23 protein-coding genes are annotated in these 21,579 nt (G+C 64.3%); 12 read left to right on the top strand and 11 right to left on the bottom strand.

Features of this window, described 5'->3' with window-relative positions:
* Positions 1–9: 9 nt before the first annotated feature.
* The 8 genes from AC07VL_RS12795 to ygfZ all read right to left on the bottom strand — a co-directional run bounded on the left by AC07VL_RS12795 (position 10) and on the right by ygfZ (position 8,429).
* Entirely contained in the window at positions 10–1,509 is a 1,500-nt protein-coding gene (locus tag AC07VL_RS12795; protein WP_494806191.1) for a sugar ABC transporter ATP-binding protein, read from the bottom strand.
* A gap of 81 nt (positions 1,510–1,590) precedes the next feature.
* Positions 1,591–2,526 carry an ABC transporter substrate-binding protein gene (locus AC07VL_RS12790; protein WP_121669532.1) on the bottom strand — a complete coding sequence of 312 codons (936 nt, stop codon included), beginning with the start codon at positions 2,524–2,526 and terminating at the stop codon, positions 1,591–1,593.
* A gap of 65 nt (positions 2,527–2,591) precedes the next feature.
* Positions 2,592–3,542, bottom strand: a complete 951-nt coding sequence (gene tal / locus AC07VL_RS12785) for a transaldolase (RefSeq protein WP_494806419.1) — start codon at positions 3,540–3,542, stop codon at positions 2,592–2,594.
* A gap of 15 nt (positions 3,543–3,557) precedes the next feature.
* Positions 3,558–5,039, bottom strand: a complete 1,482-nt coding sequence (xylB, locus tag AC07VL_RS12780; RefSeq protein ID WP_494806418.1) for a xylulokinase — start codon at positions 5,037–5,039, stop codon at positions 3,558–3,560.
* 30 nt (positions 5,040–5,069) lie between these two features.
* Positions 5,070–6,077, bottom strand: coding sequence for a LacI family DNA-binding transcriptional regulator (locus AC07VL_RS12775; RefSeq protein WP_494806190.1), 1,008 nt, complete (start codon positions 6,075–6,077; stop codon positions 5,070–5,072).
* A gap of 210 nt (positions 6,078–6,287) precedes the next feature.
* Positions 6,288–7,025: an NRDE family protein gene (locus tag AC07VL_RS12770; RefSeq protein WP_494806189.1), complete on the bottom strand. Its 738-nt coding sequence runs from the start codon at positions 7,023–7,025 to the stop codon at positions 6,288–6,290.
* Entirely contained in the window at positions 7,016–7,306 is a 291-nt protein-coding gene (locus AC07VL_RS12765; protein ID WP_494806188.1) for a DUF4936 family protein, read from the bottom strand. The genes AC07VL_RS12770 and AC07VL_RS12765 overlap by 10 nt, the downstream gene beginning before the upstream one ends.
* A gap of 7 nt (positions 7,307–7,313) precedes the next feature.
* The gene (ygfZ, locus tag AC07VL_RS12760; protein ID WP_494806187.1) at positions 7,314–8,429 is read right to left on the bottom strand and encodes a CAF17-like 4Fe-4S cluster assembly/insertion protein YgfZ; all 1,116 of its coding nucleotides are present in this window, start codon (positions 8,427–8,429) and stop codon (positions 7,314–7,316) included.
* 176 nt (positions 8,430–8,605) lie between these two features.
* On the opposite strand from ygfZ, the gene mltG reads away from it, so the two are divergent.
* Genes mltG through AC07VL_RS12740 form a run of 4 tightly spaced genes read left to right on the top strand, consistent with a single transcriptional unit; the run spans position 8,606 to position 11,862 of the window.
* A complete protein-coding gene (gene mltG / locus AC07VL_RS12755; protein WP_494806186.1) occupies positions 8,606–9,592 on the top strand; it encodes an endolytic transglycosylase MltG in 987 nt (328 codons plus the stop codon).
* A gap of 22 nt (positions 9,593–9,614) precedes the next feature.
* Entirely contained in the window at positions 9,615–10,256 is a 642-nt protein-coding gene (gene tmk / locus AC07VL_RS12750; RefSeq protein ID WP_494806185.1) for a dTMP kinase, read from the top strand.
* Between the two features lie 15 nt (positions 10,257–10,271).
* Complete coding sequence (locus AC07VL_RS12745; RefSeq protein WP_494806184.1) at positions 10,272–11,300, top strand: DNA polymerase III subunit delta'; 1,029 nt, start codon at positions 10,272–10,274, stop codon at positions 11,298–11,300.
* A gap of 46 nt (positions 11,301–11,346) precedes the next feature.
* Positions 11,347–11,862 (top strand): GNAT family N-acetyltransferase, encoded by a 516-nt coding sequence (locus AC07VL_RS12740; protein ID WP_494806183.1) that lies wholly within the window; start codon positions 11,347–11,349, stop codon positions 11,860–11,862.
* Between the two features lie 6 nt (positions 11,863–11,868).
* Here the strand turns inward: AC07VL_RS12740 and AC07VL_RS12735 are convergent, their stop codons facing one another.
* Positions 11,869–12,111: a hypothetical protein gene (locus AC07VL_RS12735; protein ID WP_494806182.1), complete on the bottom strand. Its 243-nt coding sequence runs from the start codon at positions 12,109–12,111 to the stop codon at positions 11,869–11,871.
* A gap of 67 nt (positions 12,112–12,178) precedes the next feature.
* On the opposite strand from AC07VL_RS12735, the gene AC07VL_RS12730 reads away from it, so the two are divergent.
* The 7 genes from AC07VL_RS12730 to AC07VL_RS12700 all read left to right on the top strand — a co-directional run bounded on the left by AC07VL_RS12730 (position 12,179) and on the right by AC07VL_RS12700 (position 16,761).
* Positions 12,179–12,565: a VOC family protein gene (locus AC07VL_RS12730; RefSeq protein WP_494806181.1), complete on the top strand. Its 387-nt coding sequence runs from the start codon at positions 12,179–12,181 to the stop codon at positions 12,563–12,565.
* A gap of 57 nt (positions 12,566–12,622) precedes the next feature.
* Positions 12,623–13,255 carry a carbonic anhydrase gene (locus AC07VL_RS12725; protein ID WP_494806180.1) on the top strand — a complete coding sequence of 211 codons (633 nt, stop codon included), beginning with the start codon at positions 12,623–12,625 and terminating at the stop codon, positions 13,253–13,255.
* A gap of 76 nt (positions 13,256–13,331) precedes the next feature.
* Complete coding sequence (locus AC07VL_RS12720; protein WP_494806179.1) at positions 13,332–14,111, top strand: TatD family hydrolase; 780 nt, start codon at positions 13,332–13,334, stop codon at positions 14,109–14,111.
* Between the two features lie 16 nt (positions 14,112–14,127).
* Positions 14,128–14,778 carry an ankyrin repeat domain-containing protein gene (locus AC07VL_RS12715; RefSeq protein ID WP_494806178.1) on the top strand — a complete coding sequence of 217 codons (651 nt, stop codon included), beginning with the start codon at positions 14,128–14,130 and terminating at the stop codon, positions 14,776–14,778.
* Positions 14,779–15,127: 349 nt separating this feature from the next.
* On the top strand, positions 15,128–16,051 hold the full coding sequence (locus AC07VL_RS12710) for a class I SAM-dependent methyltransferase (RefSeq protein WP_494806177.1): 924 nt from the start codon (positions 15,128–15,130) through the stop codon (positions 16,049–16,051).
* A 100-nt stretch (positions 16,052–16,151) separates the two neighbouring features.
* Positions 16,152–16,400: a hypothetical protein gene (locus AC07VL_RS12705; protein ID WP_494806176.1), complete on the top strand. Its 249-nt coding sequence runs from the start codon at positions 16,152–16,154 to the stop codon at positions 16,398–16,400.
* Positions 16,401–16,563: 163 nt separating this feature from the next.
* The gene (locus AC07VL_RS12700; protein ID WP_071323562.1) at positions 16,564–16,761 is read left to right on the top strand and encodes a hypothetical protein; all 198 of its coding nucleotides are present in this window, start codon (positions 16,564–16,566) and stop codon (positions 16,759–16,761) included.
* 60 nt (positions 16,762–16,821) lie between these two features.
* On the opposite strand, the gene AC07VL_RS12695 is transcribed toward AC07VL_RS12700, so the two are convergent.
* Positions 16,822–17,940, bottom strand: coding sequence for a phospholipase A (locus AC07VL_RS12695; RefSeq protein WP_494806175.1), 1,119 nt, complete (start codon positions 17,938–17,940; stop codon positions 16,822–16,824).
* 284 nt (positions 17,941–18,224) lie between these two features.
* Between AC07VL_RS12695 and fusA the strand changes: the two genes are divergently transcribed.
* On the top strand, positions 18,225–20,333 hold the full coding sequence (gene fusA / locus AC07VL_RS12690; RefSeq protein WP_494806174.1) for an elongation factor G: 2,109 nt from the start codon (positions 18,225–18,227) through the stop codon (positions 20,331–20,333).
* Between the two features lie 73 nt (positions 20,334–20,406).
* Here fusA and AC07VL_RS12685 read toward each other — a convergent pair whose 3' ends face one another.
* Entirely contained in the window at positions 20,407–21,576 is a 1,170-nt protein-coding gene (locus AC07VL_RS12685; RefSeq protein ID WP_494806173.1) for an HlyD family secretion protein, read from the bottom strand.
* Positions 21,577–21,579 lie beyond the last annotated feature (3 nt).

Genomic DNA, 21,579 nt, shown 5'->3' with positions numbered 1-21,579 from the left:
TGATTATTTTTATGCCGCTTCCAGCTGGGTGGCGTAGGCAAGGATGTTTTCCTGCGTGATGTCGTCGCCCGTCACTTCGCCCGTCAGCCGTCCTTCGCACATCACCATCACCCTGTCGCAGATGCCGACCAGTTCGGCCAGTTCGCTGGAAATGCACAGCACGGCCGTGCCCGCGTCCGCCAGTTGGTGGATGATCTTGTAGATTTCGCTCTTCGCGCCCACGTCCACGCCCCGCGTCGGTTCGTCGAGGATGAGGACTTTCGGCGCGATGGCCAGCCAGCGCGCCAGCAAGACTTTCTGCTGGTTGCCGCCAGACAAGCCCCCCACGATGCCGTCCGGCCCCGAAACCTTGACGTTCAGGTTGGCAATAGCCTCGCGCGTGAGCTGCGTCAGGGCGCCCCGGTTGACGACGCCCGCCGTCGCATGCTTGGACAGGATATTCATCGACATGTTTTCCATGGCCGACAATTGCATGAACAGGCCCAGGCTCTTGCGGTCTTCCGGCAAATAGCCGATGCCGTGGCGAATCGCCGCCAGCGGGCGCTGGATGTGCACTTCCTCGCCATCGAGCCACACTTGCCCCGATGCTTTCCTGTCGGCGCCAAAGATCAGGCGCGCCAGTTCCGTGCGGCCTGCGCCCACGAGGCCGGCCAGTCCCGTCACTTCGCCCGCATGCAGGGCGAACGAGGCGGGCTTGACCTTGCCGCCGCCGACGTTGGCCACGCGCAGGCGCTCGGCGCCCCGCGTCGTGCGCCGCTGGTGGGCATAAAAGTCGTCGGCGGGGCGGCCCACCATCATTTGCACGACTCTCTTTTGATCCAGCTCATCCTTGCCCAGTTCGCCCACATAGGCGCCGTCGCGCAGCACCGTGATGCGGCGCGCCAGGCGCTCCACCTCGGCCATGCGGTGGCTGATGTACAGCACGGCCAGGCCCTTGTCGCGCTGTTCTTCGATGATGCGGAACAATTGTTCTGTTTCCCGGTCCGACAGGGCGGCCGTGGGCTCGTCCATGATCAGGATGCGGCTTTCATGCACGAGGGCGCGGGCGATTTCCACCTGCTGCTGCTCGGCGATCGACAGGGTGGACACCATGGTGTCGGCGTCGAAGCGGGAACCGAGGTCGGCCAGGATGGCATTCGTGCGCGCGCGCATCTCGCCGCCCTTGACGGTCCAGAACGGTCCCTGCGGTTCGCTGCCCATGAAGACGTTCTGCGCCACCGTCATGTTCTTGGCCACGCTCAGTTCCTGGTAGATCAGGTTGATGCCCAGGGCGCGGGCCTCGCCCGGGTTGCGGATCTTGATCGGCTTGCCGTCGAGAAGGATTTCACCGGCATCCGGCGTGTACACGCCGGAGAGAATCTTCATCAGAGTGCTCTTGCCGGCGCCGTTTTCGCCCATCACGGCATGGATTTCGCCGCTGCGCACCGTCAGGTGCACGCCGCGCAGCGCGCGCGTGGCGCCAAAGCGCTTCTCGATGCCGCGCATTTCAAAAATAATATCGTCGCTCATGGGAATGTCCTTGCTGGTGAAACTGCTGCCCGCCCTTGGGCCAGGGCCGGGGCGGGCAACACGTGGTTCAGGTCAGGCAGCTCAGTTCTTCACCCAGCCCGTGTAGGTGGCGACGTTTTCCTTGGTGATGGCCGGGGTCGGCAACAGCACCATGGTCTGTTTCGGCGTACGGCCGTTCATGATGTCATAGCCCATCTGCACGGCATCGGTCGCCATGCGGTAGGGGTTTTGCGCCGAGGTGGCGGCAAACAGGCCGGCCTTGTTTTTCAGGGCGTTCTGGCCATCGGGCGCGCCATCGACGGCCGTGATCAGTTTGACGTCCGTGCGCTTCGATTGCTTGATGGCCAGTTCGGCGCCGATGCCGGTCGGATCGTTGATGGCGAACACGCCGTCGATCTTCGGATGGGCCGTCAGCAGGTTCGACATCACGGTCATGCCGCCGTCGCGGCTGCCGCCCGCGTTCTGGTTGTCGGACAGGATCTTGATGTCCTTGAAGGCGGCCAGGGTTTTCTTGCAGCCGTTCACGCGGTCGATCACGGACGTGACGGGCGGACCGTTCAGGATCACCACGTTGCCCTTGCCGCCGATCTGCTTGGCCAGGTAGGCGCACGACACGTCGCCGGCCATGGTGTTGTCGGACATCACGGTGGCCGAGGCGCCCACGGCGCCCACGTCGACGGCGATCACCACCACGCCCGCATTGCGCGCCTTCTTGATGGCCGGGGCGATGCCCTTGGAATCGACGGCGTTCAGGATGATGATGTCGGTCTTGTTGGCGATGAAGTTCTCGATCTGGTCCACCTGGGTGTTCAGGTCATACTTGCTGGAAACAGTCGTGACTTTCACGCCGGGACCACCGAGCTTCTTCGCGCTTTCCTCGGCGCCGCGGCCAATCGCGACAAAAAACGGGTTGGCCAGGTCGCCCACGCTCACGCCGATCGATTTGAGCGGTTTGTCGGCGGCAAAGGCGCCGCAGGCGGCGGACAGCAGCAGGGTGGCGGTAATGACTTTTTTCATGAGGATCTCCAAGGGTTTTTATTGTAAAAACAAACGGTGCTACGGGTGAAAGCTTCGTTACTGCGTTAATGATTACGCAACTTTTCGATCATGGCGTCCAGCTTGCCCGCATCGACGGCGAAGCCGCGGATGCCTTCGGCCAGCTTTTCGGTGGCCATGGCGTCCTCGTTCAGGGCGTAGCGGAAAGCCGCCTCGTCATACGTGACGGCCGGCTGCGCCGCGCCCAGGTCGCCGCCCAGCGCGCGCTCGAATGGTTCGCTCGACGCTTCGAGCTTGGCCAGCAAGTCCGGGCTGATGGTCAGCAAGTCGCAGCCGGACAGGGCCGTGATCTGCCCCACGTTGCGGAAGCTGGCGCCCATTACCTGCGTGACGATGCCATGTTGCTTGTAGTAATTAAAGATGCGCGTGACGGATTGCACGCCTGGATCGTTGGACAGGCTGCGCGCCGTTTCGTCCCATGCCGCGCCCAGCGATTTTTTATGCCAGTCGTAGATGCGGCCCACGAACGGCGAAATCAGCCGCACCTTCGCGTCGGCGCAGGCGACGGCCTGGCAAAATGCGAACAGCAGGGTCAGGTTGCAAAAGATGTCATCCTGTTCCAGTTCGCGCGCGGCCTGGATGCCTTCCCAGGTGGCAGCGACCTTGATCAGCACGCGCTCGCGTGGGACGCCTGCCGCTTCATACAGGGCGATCAGGCGGCGCCCGCGGGCGACGGTGGCGTCGCGGTCAAAGCTCAGGCGGGCATCGACTTCCGTCGAGACGCGGCCCGGCACCACCTTCAAAATTTCCAGGCCGAAGCGCACCAGCACCTGGTCGACGATATCGTCCAGCGCGGCAGTCTTGTGGGCGGCAACCGTGCTTTCCAGCAAGGGCGCGTATTCGGGTTGCAGCACGGCCTTTAAAATCAGCGACGGGTTGGTGGTGGCGTCCTGCGGCGCGAAACGGGCCAGTTGCAAAAAGTCGCCCGTGTCGGCGACGACGGTGCTGTATTGTTTCAATTGCTGCAGTTGATTCAGTTGCGTCATTGCTGCTTATCCTTCGCTAAGTTGGTGCAAGGCTTGCACGGCGGGAAACAGGCTACGGTAACGGCCGTAGCGGAGGCTCAAGGCTGCGCTGTGCGCGGCATCGGGCAAGAAGGTATTTTTGACGGCCAAGCCGGTGGCCAGCAGGCGCGTGTCGCCGATGGCGGCAAAACCCAGCTTGGCCGCGCCCAGGCTGGCCGACAGTTCGCTGTTGTGCAGGGTGCGCATTTCGCGTCCCAGCACGTTGGCCAGCAGCTGCGCCCAGTACTGGCTGCGCGCGCCGCCACCGACCAGCATGCAGTGGGGCACGACGGCGCCCGTCGACGTGACGGCCGCCATGGCGTCGCGCAGGGCGAAGGCCACGCCTTCCAGCACGGCGTAGCCGAGCTGCGCCGTATTGCTGTCGTGTCCCAGCTGCAAAAAGGCGCCGCGCACCTGCGGGTCGTTGTGCGGCGTGCGCTCGCCCGACAGATAGGGCAGGAACAGGGGCGCGGACGGCGCGACGGGCATGTCCAGCGGCAAGCCCGCTTCCACCACCTGCAGCAGGGCCGCTTCGTCGGGCAAGCCCAGCACGCCGGTGGCCCAGCGCAAGCAGCTGGCGCCGGACAAGATGGCGCCCATGGCATACCAGCGGCCGGGCAGGGCGTGGCAAAAGCTGTGCACGCCGCCGGCCGGATTGCCCAGCGCTGCCTCGGTGACGGAGACGATGGCGGCGCTGGTGCCCAGCGAAATGAAGCTGTCGCCCGCATTCACGGCGCCGATGCCCACGGCCGAGACGGGGTTGTCGCCGCCGCCGCCGGCCACCACTACGCCGGGCGGCAAGCCCAGCTGGTCCGCCATGGCTGCCAGCACGGTGCCCGTGGCGGCGTCGCCTTCGGCCAGGGCCGGCATCTGCTCCCGCACCAGGCCGCAGGCGGCCAGCATGGGGTCGAACCAGGCGCGCCTGGCCTCGTCCAGCCACAGGGTGCCGGCCGCGTCGGACATCTCGGTCACCTTGTTGCCCGTCAAGCGCAGGCGCAGATAATCCTTGGGCGACAGCACGCAGGCGATGGCGGCGAAGGCGGCCGGCTCGTGCGTTTGCAGCCACAGCAGTTTCGGCGCCGTCAGGCCCGCCATGGGCAGGCTGCCCGTCACGCCCGCATACGCGGGATAGTCGCGCGCCAGGGCGGCCGCCTCGGCATCGGCGCGCGCGTCGTTCCACAGGATGGCGGGACGGATCACCTTGTCGCTGGCGTCGAGCAGCACGGCGCCGTGCATCTGGCCCGACAGGCCGATGCAGGCGATCTGCTCATATTCCTGCGGCCAGCCGGCGCGCAGTTGCGCCAGGGCCTGGACGCAGGCGCTCCACCAGTCGTGCGGCGCCTGTTCGGACCAGCCCGGATGCGGGCGGCTCGTATCGATGCGCACGGACGCCTGGCCGCGCACGGCGCCCGTGCCGTCCATCAGCACGGTTTTCAGTTCGGAGGTACCGAGATCGATACCGAGGGAAATGGCTGGATGCATGTGATTCACAGTAAAAAGTCAGGGACAGCCGCAGGAGTTGCGCACGCGTAAGGCTGGCGACAAACGCTGCACGTGCTGGGCGCGGCCCGGGTTGGCGATGCGTTCGATCAGGAGATCGACTGCCATGGCGCCCAGCTCTTCGAGCGGCTGGGCCATGACGGTCAGGCGGGGGCTGAAGTAATCGGCCCAGTCGAAATCATCGAAGCCGGCCAGGGCCACGTCTTGCGGTACCGCAATGTGTGCATCGCGCAAGGCGTGCATGGTGCCGATGGTCATCAGGTTATTGCCGGCGACGATGGCCGTGGGACGCTGCGTGGCGGGCAGTGCCAGCAGTTCGCGCGTGGCCGCGCCGCTGCGCTCCAGGTTCGAGTCGCCCGAGCGCAGCAGCTCCGGGTCAAACGCGATATCGGCGCGCTGCAAGGCCAGGCGGTAGCCGTCGATGCGCTCGTCCGTCGTGGACAGGCCCGGTGCGCCGCTGATAAAACCGATGCGGCGGTGGCCGTGCGCCGTGATCAGGTGGCTGACCAGCTCGGCCGTGGCTTGCGTGTTTTCCACCCCCACCTGGTCGAATGGCTGGGGCGACATGCGGTCCACCAGCACGGAAGCGATCTTGTTGCTGGTCAAATAGTCGAGCGCGCGGTTGTGCGCGTCGCCGGACGGCGCCAGCACGATGCCGTCGACCCGGCGCTGGTGCAAATTCTGCACCACTTTCAACTCCTGCTCGGGATCGTCGTGCGTATCGGAAAACAGCATCATCAAGCCGTGGCGCGTGCAGGCCGCCTCGATGGCGCGCACGGTTTCGCTGAAGTAATGATTGGTGAAGGCGGATATGGCCACGCCGATGGTGCCCGACGAAGAGCCGGCCAGGGCGCGCGCCAGCATGTTGGGCACGTAGCCGATCTGCTGCATGGCCGCGTTGACGGCGGCGACGGTTTTCGGGCTGACCTTGCGGGTGCCGTTGAGTACGTGCGAGACGGTCGACAGCGATACGTCCGCCGCCCGCGCTACATCTTCCATGGTGGCCATGGTGTCTCCTGATGGTATTTTTTATTTTTATATGTTCGATGCACGGCTTTGTTGCCGCGTTTGCATCCATCGTAAACAAAAGAAAGCGCTTGCGCAAGCGCTTTCTTTTTTGTGCGCGCCAATTTTTCAGGGAGACAAGGGATAATGAACGGGAGAGGAAAGACGGTGGTGCATGGGGTCCGGCCCGGCGGGCCAGACCCCAGTACAGGCTTACTGGATCACCAGCTCATGCAGTTCGCCGGGCGAGTCCGGGAACAGTTTCACGACGGTGGAGGTGCGCGTGCCGTAGCCCGGCGTTTCGATGCAGACGGCGGACAGCACGCGCTCGAGGTCGAGCGGCACGCCCGTGTCGGGCAAGCGGAAGTCGGGGGCGCGGGTGGTGTCGGCCAGCATGTCGAAATAGGCGTCGTCGGGCGCGCCCTGGCACAGCAGGCTGGCGAACTGCGCCTTGGTTTTCAGCACCTTCGGCCATGGCGCGTCGAGCAGGGCGTTCGACAGGCCGTAGATGCCCGGTTCCAAAGGCTGGCCGTTGCGCGCGTCGGCGTCGCCCCGGTTGGAAAACCAGATCAGGGTCTCGGCGTCGCCCAGCACCAGGTTGAAGCCGTTGTAGACGCTGCTGCCGGGACGGATTTGCGCGATGTAGTCCCGCGGCGACATGTTGCCCGCCAGGTAGTCGGCCACCAGGGCGCCGCGCGAGGGGGCGTCCGGATTGCGGTCCTGCGGGCTGCGGATATTCGTGATGGCGGCAAAGCGCGAGCTGCCGCTGCCGGCCTGGGTGATGCCCATCCAGCTGCCGCCCGCCTGCAGGTCGCGGCCCGCATACACTTGCGGGTGCTCGGGCCAGGCGCCGGCGGGGGCGCTGGCGCGTTCATAGAATTCGTCGCGGTTGGCGGCGGCAATCAGCGGGATGTGCGGATTGACTTTCCAGGCAAAAACGATCAGGCACATGGGGGCAAATCCATGAACACTTCCAGGTGCCGCGCGCCGGACGTCAGGGACAGCAAGCCCGCTTCCTCGGCGGCCGCGGCCAGTTGTTCGGCAAAACCTTCGCCCACGACGGCATAGATTTCCATCCACGTCTGCAAGCCATCCCTGGTTTCGGGACGGCGCTTGAGTTGCGGCGCCACGCCCGAGGCGGCGGCCAGTTTCGCCTGCATGGCGCGCACGCGCGCTTCCAGTGCCTGGGCGTGCTCCTCTTTTACCTGATAGTAGACGTACAGATCTTTCATGGCATTCTCACAGGTCGAGTGCGTCAAGCACGTAGGGCATGGGCAGGAATTGCACGCCTGCGCCCTGGGCCGAGCCGTAGCGCACGGCGCCGGCCGCGCTTGAACCTTCGTCGATCGCCCCCAGCTTCATTTCAACGAGGGCGTCAAAGCCGCCCGCGCCATTGGGCGCGGCGTTGACGACCATGCCGCAAGGCTGCTCGGGATCGCTGACGGCAAACAGTTCGCCGCCGGCCGCGACCGTGGCATCGGCGATGCTGACGAGGGTGGTGCGACGCTTGAGCTTGCCCAGGTACTGGCTGCGGGCGACGATTTCCTGGCCCGGATAGCAGCCTTTCTTGAAATTGACGCCGCCCAGCAGCTCGAAGTTGACCATCTGCGGCACGAATTGCTCCTGCGTGGCGGCCGTGATCTGCGGGATGCCCGCATGGATGTCCGACAAGTGCCAGGCGTCGTTGCCGCCCTTGGCCAGTCTTTCGGCCAGCTGCGGCCACGCGTCGCGCGCCGTGGCGGCCGACGCCAGCCATTCATAGCGGGGGCTGCCGAAGGCATCGGCCACGCGCAGCAGGGTGCCGGACGCATGGTCGACCTTGCTGAACGGCGCGGCGGGCAGCACGGGGAACCAGGCGGACAGGGCCGCGCCGGCCTGCTGGCCGCCCAGGCCCAGGACGATCTGATTGGCTTCATCGCCAGTCGCGTCGTGCAGCCTGGCCTTGGCGCGCAGCACGAACATCTGCAGGCGCTTCTGGATGGCCGGCTGTATGGCGCGCGGCAGTTGCAGATAAATGGTGGCGGCATTGCGCCACATCAGGAAACTGGCCAGCAGGCGGCCTTTCGGCGTGCAGTAGCCGGCCAGGCGCACCTGCTCCTGGCCCAGGTGCTCGACGTCGTTGGTCAGCTGGCCGTGCAGGAAACTGGCTGCCTCGTCGCCCGTCAGGCCGATCAGGCCCTGGTCCGTGATGGCCGCCACAAAGCCTGCCTGCAGCTGGGGCACGGTCAGGGTCTGGCCGAAATCGGCGATGGGGGCGGCGGCGATGGGGGCGGTACTGTCAGGCGCGCCATCGGTGGCAACGGGGCGGGCGCCTTGTGCGGTTAAAAATTGATTCCAGTTATTCATAATTTCCATTAGATCAGCGATTAAGCATTATCATTACGGGTTCATTATAGTGATGTCGCGCAGATTGCGTCGGCAGCGGCAAGATTCCCAGTGCTGGCGCCGCTTTGCGCCGACTTGCTTCACAAATGAACGATCACAACAAGCGGCCCTGCGCATGCGGGGATCGCATCACAAGAATCGGAACAATGGCTTTTTTCAAAAAACTTGTAGTCAGTTCAGTCATCGCCGCCATCGGCGTGGGCGGCACTTTTGTGTACTGGGCGCAGCAGCCCATCACGACGGAAGGCGAGGCCATCCCGTTTGCGATCACGCCCGGCAGCGGCGCGCATGCGGCCGGCCAGCAGATCGCCGATGCGGGCGTGCCCATCGAGCCCATCCTGTTCAACCTGCTGGCCCGCATCGAAGGCAAGACGTCGAAGATCAAGGCCGGTTCCTACGAGCTGAAGCCGGGCACGACGCCGCAGCGCCTGATCACGCAGCTGGCGCGCGGCGAATTCGCCCAGGAATCCCTGACCATCATCGAAGGCTGGACCTTCAAGCAGATGCGCCTGGCGATGGCCAATCATCCCGGCCTCAAGCACGATACGGCGGCGCTTTCCGACAAGGAACTGATGGCCAGGATCAGCCCGGAATACGTGCAGCCGGAAGGCCTGTTCTTCCCGGATACCTATCTGTTCGCCAAGGGCGCCAGCGAGATGCAGATCTTCAAGCAGGCGCACGCGGCCATGATAGGCCGCTTGTCCGAGGCGTGGGACAAGCGCGACCCGGCGCTGCCATATAAAAACCCGTACGAGGCGCTGGTCATGGCGTCCATCGTGGAAAAGGAAACGGGACAGAAATCCGAACGCGCCATGATCGCCGGCGTGTTCGTCAACCGCCTGAAGACGGGCATGCTGCTGCAGACGGACCCGACTGTGATCTACGGCATGGGCGACAGTTACCAGGGCAAGATCCGCAAGCGGGACCTGGAAGCGGACACGCCGTACAATACCTACACGCGCGGCGGCCTGCCGCCCACGCCGATCGCCTTGCCGGGCGCGCAGTCGCTGACGGCGGCCCTGGCGCCGGCCCGCACGCAGGCCCTGTATTTCGTCGCGCGCGGCGACGGCACCAGCCAGTTCTCGGCCAACCTGCCTGACCATAACCGCGCCGTGAACCAGTACCAGCGCTAATTCCAACAGAATAAGAAGTTTCATGACACAATACTATCAAGCGCGCTTCATCACCTTCGAAGGCATCGATGGCGCGGGCAAGTCCACGCATATCGGCTACGTCGCCAGCTATCTGCAACAGCGGGGCGTGGCCCTCGTTTCGTCGCGCGAACCGGGCGGCACCCGCCTGGGGGAAAAGCTGCGCGAACTGCTGCTGCACGAAAAGATGCACCTGGAAACGGAAGCCTTGCTGATGTTCGCCAGCCGCCGCGAACACATCGCGCAAGTCATCGACCCTGCGCTGGCGCGGGGCGAGTGGGTCATTTCCGACCGCTTTACGGATGCCAGCTTCGCCTACCAGGGCGGCGGGCGCGGCATGGACTTGCGCAAGATGGAGCAGCTCGAAGCGTGGGTGCATCCGCACCTGCAGCCGGACCTGACGTTCCTGTTCGACGTGCCCCTGGAAGTGGCCCGTGCCCGCCTGGACGCCACGCGCGCGCTGGACAAGTTCGAGCAGGAGCAGGCCGATTTCTTTGCCGCCACGCGCAACGAGTACCTGCGCCGCGCGGCGCAGTTCCCGCAGCGTTTCCGCATCATCGATTCCACGCAAAGCATCGCCGATATCCAGGTGCAGCTGGCGCAACTGCTTGATGTGCTGCTTGAGCAAAGCATCGCAACATCATGATTTACAAAGAATAATATGACAAGCTCCCTTTATCCGTGGCAGCAGGACGCCTGGCAGCAATTGCAAGCCCTGCGTCCGCGCATGCCGCACGCCATCCTGTTCCATGGTGCGCAAGGCATCGGCAAGGCTGACTTCATCGAGCACTTTGCGCAAGCGCTGCTGTGCGAAGACGTGCGCGCCGACGGCCACGCCTGCGGCGTTTGCGCCTCGTGCGGCTGGTTCAGCCAGGGCAACCATCCCGATTACCGCCGCGTGCGCCCCGAGGCGCTGGAAGACGAGGTGGCCGACGAGGGCGAGGACGGCGAGGGCGCGAAGAAGAACGCCAAGAGCAAGACGCCGTCGAAGGACATCAAGATCGAGCAGATCCGCAACCTGGCCGACTTCATGAACATTTCCACGCACCGGCAAGGCTTGCGCGTGGTGGTGCTGTACCCGGCCGAGGCGCTCAATACGCCGGCCTCGAACGCCTTGCTGAAGACCCTGGAAGAGCCGCCGCCGGGCACCCTGTTCCTGCTGTCCTCGAACAGCCTGGACCGCCTGCTGCCCACCATCCTGTCGCGCTGCCGCAAGTTCGCCCTGCCCATGCCCAGCCATGAACAGGCATTGACCTGGCTCAAGGCCCAGGGCTTGAACGATGCGGATAGCTGGCTGCGCGAGCAGGGTGGCGCGCCGCTGGCGGCGCTGGCCCAGTCCGAATCGGGCGGCCGCGAGGAAACGGAACAGCTGCTGCAGGTGCTGGCCCATCCCGGCGTGGAAGCGGCCCTGAAGGCGGCGGACAAGTTGCAGAAGGCGCCGCTGGCACCGCTGGTGGCGTCCCTGCAGCGCTGGCTGTACGACGTGTTTTCCGTCAAGCTGTCGGGCACCATCCGCTACTACCCGCGCCACCGGCGCGAGCTGGAAGCGCTGGCGGGCCGCATCAACGTGGGCCGTTTGATGGCCGCCATCAAGGCCGCCAACGAACGGCGCGCCATCGCGGAACACCCCTTGTCGCCGAAGCTGTTCCTCGAAGACATGCTCCTCGACTACGCGTCAAGCTGCCAGTAAAGAGTCCATATAATCAATCGCTTGTCGCTACTATTTAAATAAAAACATGAACTATCGCCACCGCATTGCCACGCTTGCCGACCTGCCTGCCATCGTCGCCATCTACAACACGACGATTGCTTCGCGCGAAGTGACGGCCGACACGGAACCCGTGACGGTCGAGTCGCGCCTGGCCTGGTTCCACGAACACACGCCCGAGCGCCGCCCCTTGTGGATCATCGAGGCGGCCGATGACAGCGCCGCCCAGCCAACCCCCTTGGGCTGGCTGTCGTACTCGAATTTCTATGGCCGTCCCGCGTATTCGGGCACGGCGGAATTGTCCGTGTATATCGCGGAGGAAGCGCGCGGCAAGGGCATCGGCGCCTACGGCCTGACGCAGGCCATCGCCCACGCGCCCGCCGTAGGCGTGCACACGGTGCTCGGTTTCATCTTCGGCCACAATGCGCCGAGCCTGGGTTTGTTCAGGAAGTTCGGCTTCGAGACGTGGGCGACCCTGCCGAAGGTGGCCAATCTCGACGGCGTGGAACGCGACCTGATTATCCTGGGCAAGCGCGTCGGCTGATAGGCCTCAGCCGCAGGTGCGCGTGCAACTGCGGTAGCGCACTTCGCACGCTTGCAGGCGCTCGACGCGCCGGGCGCGGAAGGCCTGGGCTTCCGTCGGGCGCAGCTGCTCCGCTTGTGTATCGACATTCCTGCCGGCCGCGACGTAAGGATTGCTGCTCGGTTTCATCGACAGGATGGGGTTGCCATCGTTTTCCGTGGCCGCTTGCGCCTGCGCGCGGCAATCCTGGCGCGCCGCCCCGTTTGCCATGCCCGGGGCGCGGTGTTACAGTCATGTCACTTTGCAAACCACGCGGATATCCGCAACGGAGGCGACAATGAAACGGGTCACTGGCATCGGCGGCATCTTCTTCCACGCGCAAGACCCGGCCGCGCTGCGCGCCTGGTATCAGCGCCACCTGGGCCTGGACGTACAGCCGTGGGGCGGCGCCGCTTTCAGCTGGACGGATGCGGCCGGCCAGCCCACGGGCGGCACCACCATCTGGTCCGTCAGCGCGCCCGACAACGAGCAATTTGCGCCCGGCAAGGCCGCCTTCATGATCAACTACCGCGTGGACGACCTCGACGCGCTGCTGCAAGCCCTGCGCGACGAAGGCTGCCAGGTGCTGGACAAGGCGCCGGACTCCGAGTATGGCCAGTTCGGCTGGGTCATCGATCCGGAGGGCAACAAGGTGGAGCTGTGGCAGCCGCCTGAGGGGCAATAGGCAGGGCAGGCGCCAGATCAGCGATAATACGGGTTCAGATAACCATCTTACTTATTTATGCGCGACATTATTGCTGGCTTTCTACGCTTCCAAAAAGAGGTTTTCCCCGCGCGCCGCGAGCTATTTAAAACCCTGGCGACGGGGCAGACGCCCAAGGCGCTGTTCATTTCGTGCTCGGACAGCCGCATGGTGCCCGAACTGGTGACGCAGCGGGAACCGGGTGAACTGTTTGTCATCCGCAACGCGGGTAATATCGTGCCCTCGTACGGCCCCGAACCGGGCGGCGTGAGCGCGACGGTCGAATTTGCCGTCTCCGCCCTGAATGTGTCCGACATCGTCATTTGCGGCCATTCCGACTGCGGCGCCATGAAGGCCATCGCCACCTGCGCCTGCCTGGACCACATGCCGGCCGTGCGCAGCTGGCTGCACCACGCCGATGCGGCGCGCATGATCAACGAATCGCTCGAGCATCCAACGGAGCAGTCGCGCATCGACGGCATGGTGCGCGCCAACGTGGTGGCGCAGCTCAACAACCTGCGCACGCACCCGTCGGTGGCCCTGGCCATGGCGCAGAACCGGCTGACCCTGCACGGCTGGGTCTACGACATCGAGAACGGCTCCCTCGACGCGCTCGACGAATCGACGGGCATGTTCGTACCGCTGGCCGAACACCCGGCGTCGCAGGTCTAAGAGGCACGGCGGCGCCGGACGCGCGCCGCCGCCTTTCCCCTGCCAGTTTTTGCTCCCTCCGGTACAATCCCGCCTTATGTATATCGATTCCCACTGCCATATCAATTTCCCCGAGCTGGCCGCTCGCATGCCCGAGATCCTCGCCAAGATGGCCGAGAACAAGGTGACGCACGCCCTGTGCGTGTCCGTCGACCTGCCGGACTTCCCGCAGGTGCTGGCCCTGGCCGAGCAATATCCGCATATCTACGCCTCCGTCGGCGTGCATCCCGACTACGAGGACACGCCGGAACCGTCCGTGGAAGACCTTGTGCGCCTGGCCAACCACCCGAAGATCATCGCCATCGGCGAGACGGGCCTCGACTATTTCCGCCTGACGGGCGACCTGGAATGGCAGCGCGAGCGCTTCCGCACCCACATCAAGGCATCAAGAATCACCCGTAAACCCTTGATTATCCACACACGGGCGGCCAGCGAAGACACCATCCGCATCATGCGCGAAGAGGGCGCGGGCGTGGCCGACGGCGGCGTGGCCGGCGTCATGCATTGCTTTACGGAGTCGCTGGAAGTGGCGCGCGCCGCCATCGCCATGGGGTTCTATATTTCCTTCTCCGGCATCGTCACCTTCAAGAGCGCCAAGGACTTGCAGGCCGTGGCCCTGGAAGTGCCGCTCGAGCGCATCCTCATCGAGACGGATTCGCCCTACCTGGCGCCCGTGCCCTTCCGCGGCCGCATGAACGAGCCCGGCTACGTGGCCCACGTGGCGGAATACCTGTCGACCCTGAAGGGCATTCCGCTGGACCAGGTGGCGAAGCAGACGACGGATAATTTCTTCAAACTATTCAATCAGTTGCCGTAACTTCTTAAGGTCAGACATGATGAAAAGACTCGCCGCGGCGGTCCTGCTCTGCTGCGCTGCCGCCAGCCAGGCGGCGCCGGAACCGGCCGCCTTCTTCCGCGCCGTTTCCGTGGACAATGCCAGCGGCGTGCGCAGCATGCTGCTTGACGGCATGAATCCGAACCTGCCGGACGCGCAGCGGGGCGATATTCCCCTCGTGCTGGCCCTGCGCGACGATGCCGACAAGGTCTTTGCCGTCCTGCTGGCCGCGCCCGGCATCGACCTGGAAGCGCGTTCGGCCAACGGCAACACGGCGCTGATGATGGCGGCCTACAAGCACAAGCGCGAAGCCGTGGACGCCTTGCTGGCCAAGGGGGCCAAGGTCAACCAGAGCGGCTGGACGGCGCTGCACTATGCGGCCTCGGCCGGCGACCTGCCCATCATGAAGATTTTGCTGGACCGCGAAGCCGTGGTCGATGCGCGCGCGCCGGCCGACATCACGCCGCTGATGTTCGCCGCTCGCGAAGGGCAGGAGGGCGCCGTCAAGCTGCTGCTGTCCTGGGGCGCCGATGCCAGCCTGAAGAGCGGCCATGGCTGGACGGCCGTGCAGTTCGCCCAGGCCGCCGACAAGCCGGGCGTGGTGGCCATCATCACGGCGGCGCAGCAGGCCCGCGCGGCGCGCAAGTAAGCCAGCCCGTCAAGACACGGGCACGCTCCCGCTTCCCGGCCACGGCGCGCACCCGCCCGCCACGCTATTGTGTGCTGTGGCAAGCCATAAAAATATCTTCTAGATAATATTTTCCATGCCAGCGCTGAAACTGGCATGGAATTGCCTCTCATCTCAGCCCTTTGTTCCCGCCGCCGATTAACGATAATGATCCTGTCGCATTAATCAGGAGATACATCGCATGGGACATCACCCCAACGTCAGGCGCCGGCTGGTTTGTCGCCGCCCCTCGCGCAGCCCGTGCGATATCACTGCTTTCTGGAATGACAAAACCGATCGGCCATCGGAGCCAGACTCCAAGAGGACAGACATGCTGAATGAACGAGAAATCGAGAGTTGTTACCTGGGGCAATTTATCCCCGTCCATTACCACCACAATATGCTGATGGACCAGAACCGCATGCACGGGTTCAAGTCGGCGATCGATTACGCGGTGAAACCCGGCATGAAAGTGCTGGAGCTGGGCGGCGGCACGGGCGTGCTGTCGTGGTTTGCGGCCGCGCGCGCCGACAAGGTGTGGTGCGTGGAATTCAACCCGGACATGGTGAAGGAAGCGCGCAAGATGCTGGCGCTCAACCCGAACGGCGAGAAGGTCGAAGTGGTCCACGCGGACGCCTTCGAATACCTGCCGCCCGAGCCCGTGGACGTGGTCATCTGCGAAATGATCCATGTGGGCATGCTGCGCGAAAAACAGGTGGAAGTGATCGAATCGTTCAAGCGCCGCTACCTGGCCCGTTTCGGCGGTCCGCTGCCCATCTTCCTGCCCGAGGCCGTCATCATGGCCGTGCAGCCCATGCAGCAGGAATACGATTTCGAAGGCTTTTACGCGCCCATCGTGCAATTCCAGGAAACCACGGCCATCCATCCGGGCGTGCTGGAACTGGCGCCGCCGTCCGTCTACAGCATCATCGACTTCAGCCAGCCGACGGACAGCGTGTTCGGCTTCGACGGCAAGTTCGTCGTCGAGCGCAGCGGCACGCTGAACGCCTTGCGTTTCGTCACCAAGAACATCCTGGCCGTCGTGCCCGAGCGCTCGACCACCATCGACTGGCTGAACCACTACATGTGTTTGCCGCTGGCCGCGCCGGTGGCCGTGAAGGCGGGCGACGTGCTGCAGGTGAGCTTCCAGTACCGCGCCGGCGGCTCGATTCCTTCGCTGGAAGCGTCCATGCGCGCGCAGGTGATCTATGACGTCAGCCTGCAGCCCGTGACGCAGAACGCGGTGTATGCATAAGCATCATTGATGTCAAGGCAACGCCGCAGCGATTTCATCCTGCGGCGTTGGTCCATTCAGGGTATATTTCGTCTTTTACCCACCGGACAGCTTTACTATCATGGAACAGATCGATCAGCGTTACCTCGTGCAACAAAACAAGATCAGCGACGGCGAGACGCGGCCGCCCGTGTTTGCCAAGGTCATGCGCAGCAAGGAAGGCGTGTTTGAAGGCGTGTCCTTCATCAAGTCGAAGGACAAGGCCACCATCATGACCATCGAGGATGCCAACCAGGCCATCAAATGGGCCACCAGCAAGAAGCCGAACGCACACGAGTACGTCACCAAGATCATCTGCGTCGGCCAGTAAGCCGCCGCCAGCCGCCGCTCATTCCCCTTTTCGTACCGTCCATCCCCGCACGCTGCAGTCCGTCGCATGGCCGTTGCCGCCGTGGCGGCCCTTTTATATAGTGTCTTCACGGTAGCGGGGCAAGCACGGCTTGCTCCGCACATTTCATTCAAGGGGGAAGGCGATGCTGGGATTCGTGCTGTGGCTGCTGTTGCTGATGTTGTGCTGGCCGCTGGCCTTGCTGGCCCTCGTGCTGTATCCGCTGGCCTGGCTGCTGTTGCTGCCATTTCGCCTGATCGGCATCGGCGTGGAAGGCGTGTTCGAGTTGCTGCGCGCCATCGTCATGCTGCCGGCCCGCGTGCTGGGCGGCGGCCGGCGCTGACACGGTGCTCGCAGGAAAAAAAATGGCGCCATCGGCGCCATTTCTGTTTGCGTGGGCCGCTTACAGGTCGACCATGAAACCGGCGCCGATCGACTTTTGCGAATAGTTGTAGTCGATCAGGCTCTGGCCATAGCCGGAGAACAGCTGCACGTAGCCTTTCAGGTTGGCCTTCAGGGGGAAAGCCCAGCTGGCCTGCATGGAACCGTGCTTCTTGCTGAAGTTGCGGCGCGCCGTCACGGCATATTCATGGCCCTGGTTGCGGTAGCTCACGCGCAAATCGCCATGGCCCATGTAATCGATGATGTCGATATTGTCATTGTCGACGACGCTGTTGTCGAGGCGGTGCCACACGCGGGCCGCGATGGCCAGGTTGTCCTTTTCCATGCCCAGCTCGGCATACAGGCGGTTCCAGCTGCGCGACAGGGTCGACGTCTGGCCGTTCGACTGGTGCACGAGGCCGAAGTTCAGGTAATTGAATTCCAGGCCGGCGAAATTCTTGTTGATCGGCATGACCAGCATCAGTTCCGGCTGGTAATTGGTCTCGCGGAAGGGGCTCGACGCCTTGCGGTTATACGCCTGCCAGAAACTTTGCTGCGTGTAGCCGAACCACATGTCGATGGGCGTGCCCGCGATGTCTTCCAGCATTTTCATCTTGAAGCTCAGCTGGAAGGTCAGTTCCACGTGCTGGCTCTTGATGCCGGCCGGCGTGAAGTCCTGGAACGGCTCGTCGTTGGACGCGTCGCTGTAATTGGCCAGCAGCAGATAGGTGTCGCGGTGGGGGCGGAAGTTGAACAGGCCCCGTTTCGAGGCGTCATTCAGCTCCCACGACTGCTGGGTGCGCGAAATGGGCGCTTCCGGCGGTGCCGCGCCCGACTGGGCGACGGCGGGAATGGCGGCGTTCACCGCTTCCGGCGTGGCCACGCCAGGCGGGCTGACGGGCGTGATGGGGGCCACTTCCGCGGCTGCGGCCAGGGTGACGGCCGCCGTCGCCGGATCGCCGCCGGCAGCGATGGTGGCTTTTTCCGCTGCCTTGGCCAGGGTGTCGAAGCAGCCGAGGCGGGCGCTGGCATCGCCAAGCACGGCGCAACGCTGCATTTGCTGTTCCAGTTCGCCGGCCATGGCCAGCGCAGGCGAAGCCAGCAGGGAAGAGAGAATTATTTTTTTTAGTCGGATAGTCATAGGCTGTGTGGGCATGTCATTCGGTGCGCACCTGGGCTGCATGCCGGCGGCGTCGCCTTGCACGATAAATCACCGTGCGTCTTGATTTTGATTAATCTTTGTTGAATTAATACATATGAAAGTATAGCGGAATACCAAAATTGTCCCGTTCGTCTGGCGTGCGCGAGACTGTCGGTGTTGCGCGCATGGTAAAAAATGGTTACGCACTGCCGCCCAAATCGATGTCTGCTACACTGGAAAACCGGTGCGGACACTGGCGCGCCGGGCTAGCCATGGAGATTGTGATGACCCGCAAAACACCTATCGAGCGCTACCGCAACATCGGCATCAGCGCCCATATCGACGCCGGCAAGACCACCACCACCGAGCGCATCCTGTTTTATACGGGGGTCAATCACAAGATCGGCGAAGTGCACAACGGCGCCGCCACCATGGACTGGATGGAGCAGGAGCAGGAACGGGGCATCACCATCACCTCGGCCGCCACCACGGCGTTCTGGAAAGGCATGGCCGGCAACTTCCCCGAACACCGCATCAACATCATCGACACGCCAGGCCACGTGGATTTCACGATCGAGGTGGAGCGCTCGATGCGCGTGCTCGACGGCGCCGTGATGGTCTACGATGCCGTCGGCGGCGTGCAGCCGCAATCGGAAACCGTCTGGCGCCAGGCCAACAAATACCATGTGCCGCGCATCGCCTTCATCAACAAGATGGACCGGGTGGGGGCGGATTTCTTGCGCGTGCGCAAGCAGATCGCCGAACGCCTGAAGGGCGTGGCCGTGCCCATCCAGCTGCCCATCGGCGCCGAAGAGCATTTCACGGGCGTCATCGACCTGCTGAAGATGCGCGCCATCACGTGGGACGACGCCAGCCAGGGCGTGCAGTTCAGCTATGGCGAGATTCCCGCCAGCTTGCTGCCGCAGGCGCAGGAATGGCATGAGCACCTGGTCGAGCACGCGGCCGAGGCCACCACCGAGATGACGGAGCGCTACCTGAACGGCGACACGTTCACGGAGGCGGAACTCAAGCAGGCCTTGCGCGCGCGCACCATCCGCAATGAAATCGTGCCCATGCTGTGCGGCAGCGCCTTCAAGAACAAGGGCGTGCAGGCCATGCTCGACGCCGTCATCGAATACCTGCCGTCGCCCATGGAAGTGCCGCCCATCATGGGCCACGACGAACACGACAACGAAGTGGAGCGCCATCCGACGGACGACGAGCACTTTTCCGCGCTGGCCTTCAAGATCATGACGGACCCCTTCGTGGGGCAGCTGACCTTCTTCCGCGTGTACTCGGGCGTGGTGAACTCGGGCGACATGGTCTACAACCCCACCAAGAGCGCGCGCGAGCGGCTGGGGCGCATCCTGCAGATGCATGCGAACGAGCGCAAGGAAATCAAGGAAGTGTATGCGGGCGATATCGCCGCCGCCGTGGGCCTGAAAGCCGTCACCACGGGCGACACCCTGTGCGCGCTCGACCACATCATCGTGCTGGAAAAGATGGTCTTCCCGGAACCCGTGATTTCCCAGGCCGTCGAGCCGAAGACCAAGCCGGACCAGGAAAAGATGGGCATCGCCCTGAACCGCCTGGCACAGGAAGACCCGTCGTTCAGGGTGCATACGGACGAGGAATCGGGCCAGACCATCATGTCGGGCATGGGGGAATTGCACCTGGAAATCCTGGTCGACCGCATGCGCCGCGAATTCGGCGTGGAAGCGAACGTGGGCAAGCCGCAGGTGGCCTACCGCGAAACCATCACGCGCACGGTGGAAGATATCGAGGGCAAGTTCGTCAAGCAGTCGGGCGGACGGGGCCAGTACGGCCACGTGGTGCTGAAACTCGAACCGCTGGAACCGGGCACGGGCTACCAGTTCGTCGACGCCATCAAGGGCGGCGTCGTGCCCCGCGAATTCATCCCGGCCGTCGACAAGGGCATCGTCGAGACGCTCAAATCGGGCGTGCTGGCCGGCTACCCGGTCGTCGACGTGAAGGCGACCCTGACCTTCGGTTCCTACCACGACGTTGATTCCAACGAAAACGCCTTCCGCATGGCCGGCTCCATCGCCTTCAAGGATGGCATGCGCAAAGCGTCGCCCGTGCTGCTGGAGCCGATGATGCAGGTGGAGGCGGAAACGCCGGAAGAATTCATGGGCAACGTCATGGGCGACCTGACGGCCAGGCGCGGCATGGTGCAGGGCGTGGACGATATCCCCGGCGGTTCGGGGCGCATCGTCAAGGCCCTCGTGCCGCTGGCGGAAATGTTCGGTTACTCCACCACCTTGCGCTCATTGACCCAGGGCAGGGCCACCTACACGATGGAGTTCAAGCACTATGCGGCCGTGCCCAAGCATATCCTGGACCAGGTGGCGGCGGCAGGCAAGGCGAAGTAGATCCAATCAAACCCGAATGGCAATTGCCGGGGGCCTACCCTGCAGGGTACGGCCCCAGTCGTCGCAGCTGGGTTTAATGCGCGAGATTCTGCGCAATGATGGCATCGGCCATCTTCTCCGCCTCGTCCACGGGCTGGCTCAGCGCCTTGGTCGTGTAGACGGTGGACGCCACCATCGGCTGGTCCAGCGTTGCCCCTTCGCCATGGCGCGTGTCGACCGTCACCGTCGTCGACAGGCCGATGCGCAGCGGGTGGGTGGCCAGTTCCTTCGGGTCCAGGGTGATGCGCACGGGCACGCGCTGCACCACCTTGATCCAGTTGCCCGTGGCATTTTGCGCCGGCAGCAGCGAAAACGCGCTGCCCGTGCCGGCCGACATGCCCAGCACCTTGCCGTGGTACACGACCTTGCTGCCGTACAAATCCGTCTCGATCGTGGCCGCCTGGCCGACACGGATATTGCGCAATTCGGACTCCTTGAAGTTCGCATCGACCCATAACTGGTCCAGCGGCACGATGGACATCAGGGGCGTGCCTGGGGTCACGTGGGTGCCCAGCTGCACGCTGCGCTTGGCCACGTAGCCGGAGACGGGCGCGACGACGGCATTGCGGCGCACGGCCAGCCACGCCTGCACCACGTCGCCCCGGGCTGCGAGCACGGCCGGGTGGCTGGCGAGGTTCACCCCGGCCACGCCGGCCTTGGCGGACTCGGCCTGGCGCTGCGCCACGGCCAGCGCCGCTTTCGCGTCGTCGACGGCCTGTTTTGCATGGACCAGGTCTTCGCCCGAGATCGTGTGATCGATCGCCAGCGGCGCGCGGCGGGCCAGGTTGCCCTGCGCCGTGGCCAGGGCCAGGCGGCGCTGTTCGATGACGGCGTCGTACTGCGCCACGCCGGCATAGCGTTCGCGCTCCTGGCGCACGACGTTGCCCAGCCGCGCCTGCGCCTGGCGCAGGGCCAGGTCCGCATCGATGCCGTCCAGGGTGATCAGGGGCGCGCCCGCCTTGACCATCTGCGTCTCGTCGGCGCGGATGGCATCGACGTTGCCCGTCACTTGCGCGGACAGGGTGACCAGGTTGCCGCCCACGTAGGCGTTGTCCGTGACTTCTTCCTTGGCCAGCACTAATTGATAATAGGCTGCCCAGGCGGCGCCCGCCACGAGGAAGGCGGCCGTGATGGCGATGAGGACCGTCTTGCGCTTGCCCGGCTGTTCGGCGGAGGAGGTGGTGGCTGTGGTTTCGCTGCTCATGAT

The organism is Janthinobacterium sp. GW821-FHT03C08, assembly GCF_059420905.1.
This window is presented reverse-complemented; position numbering and strand designations above follow the sequence as displayed.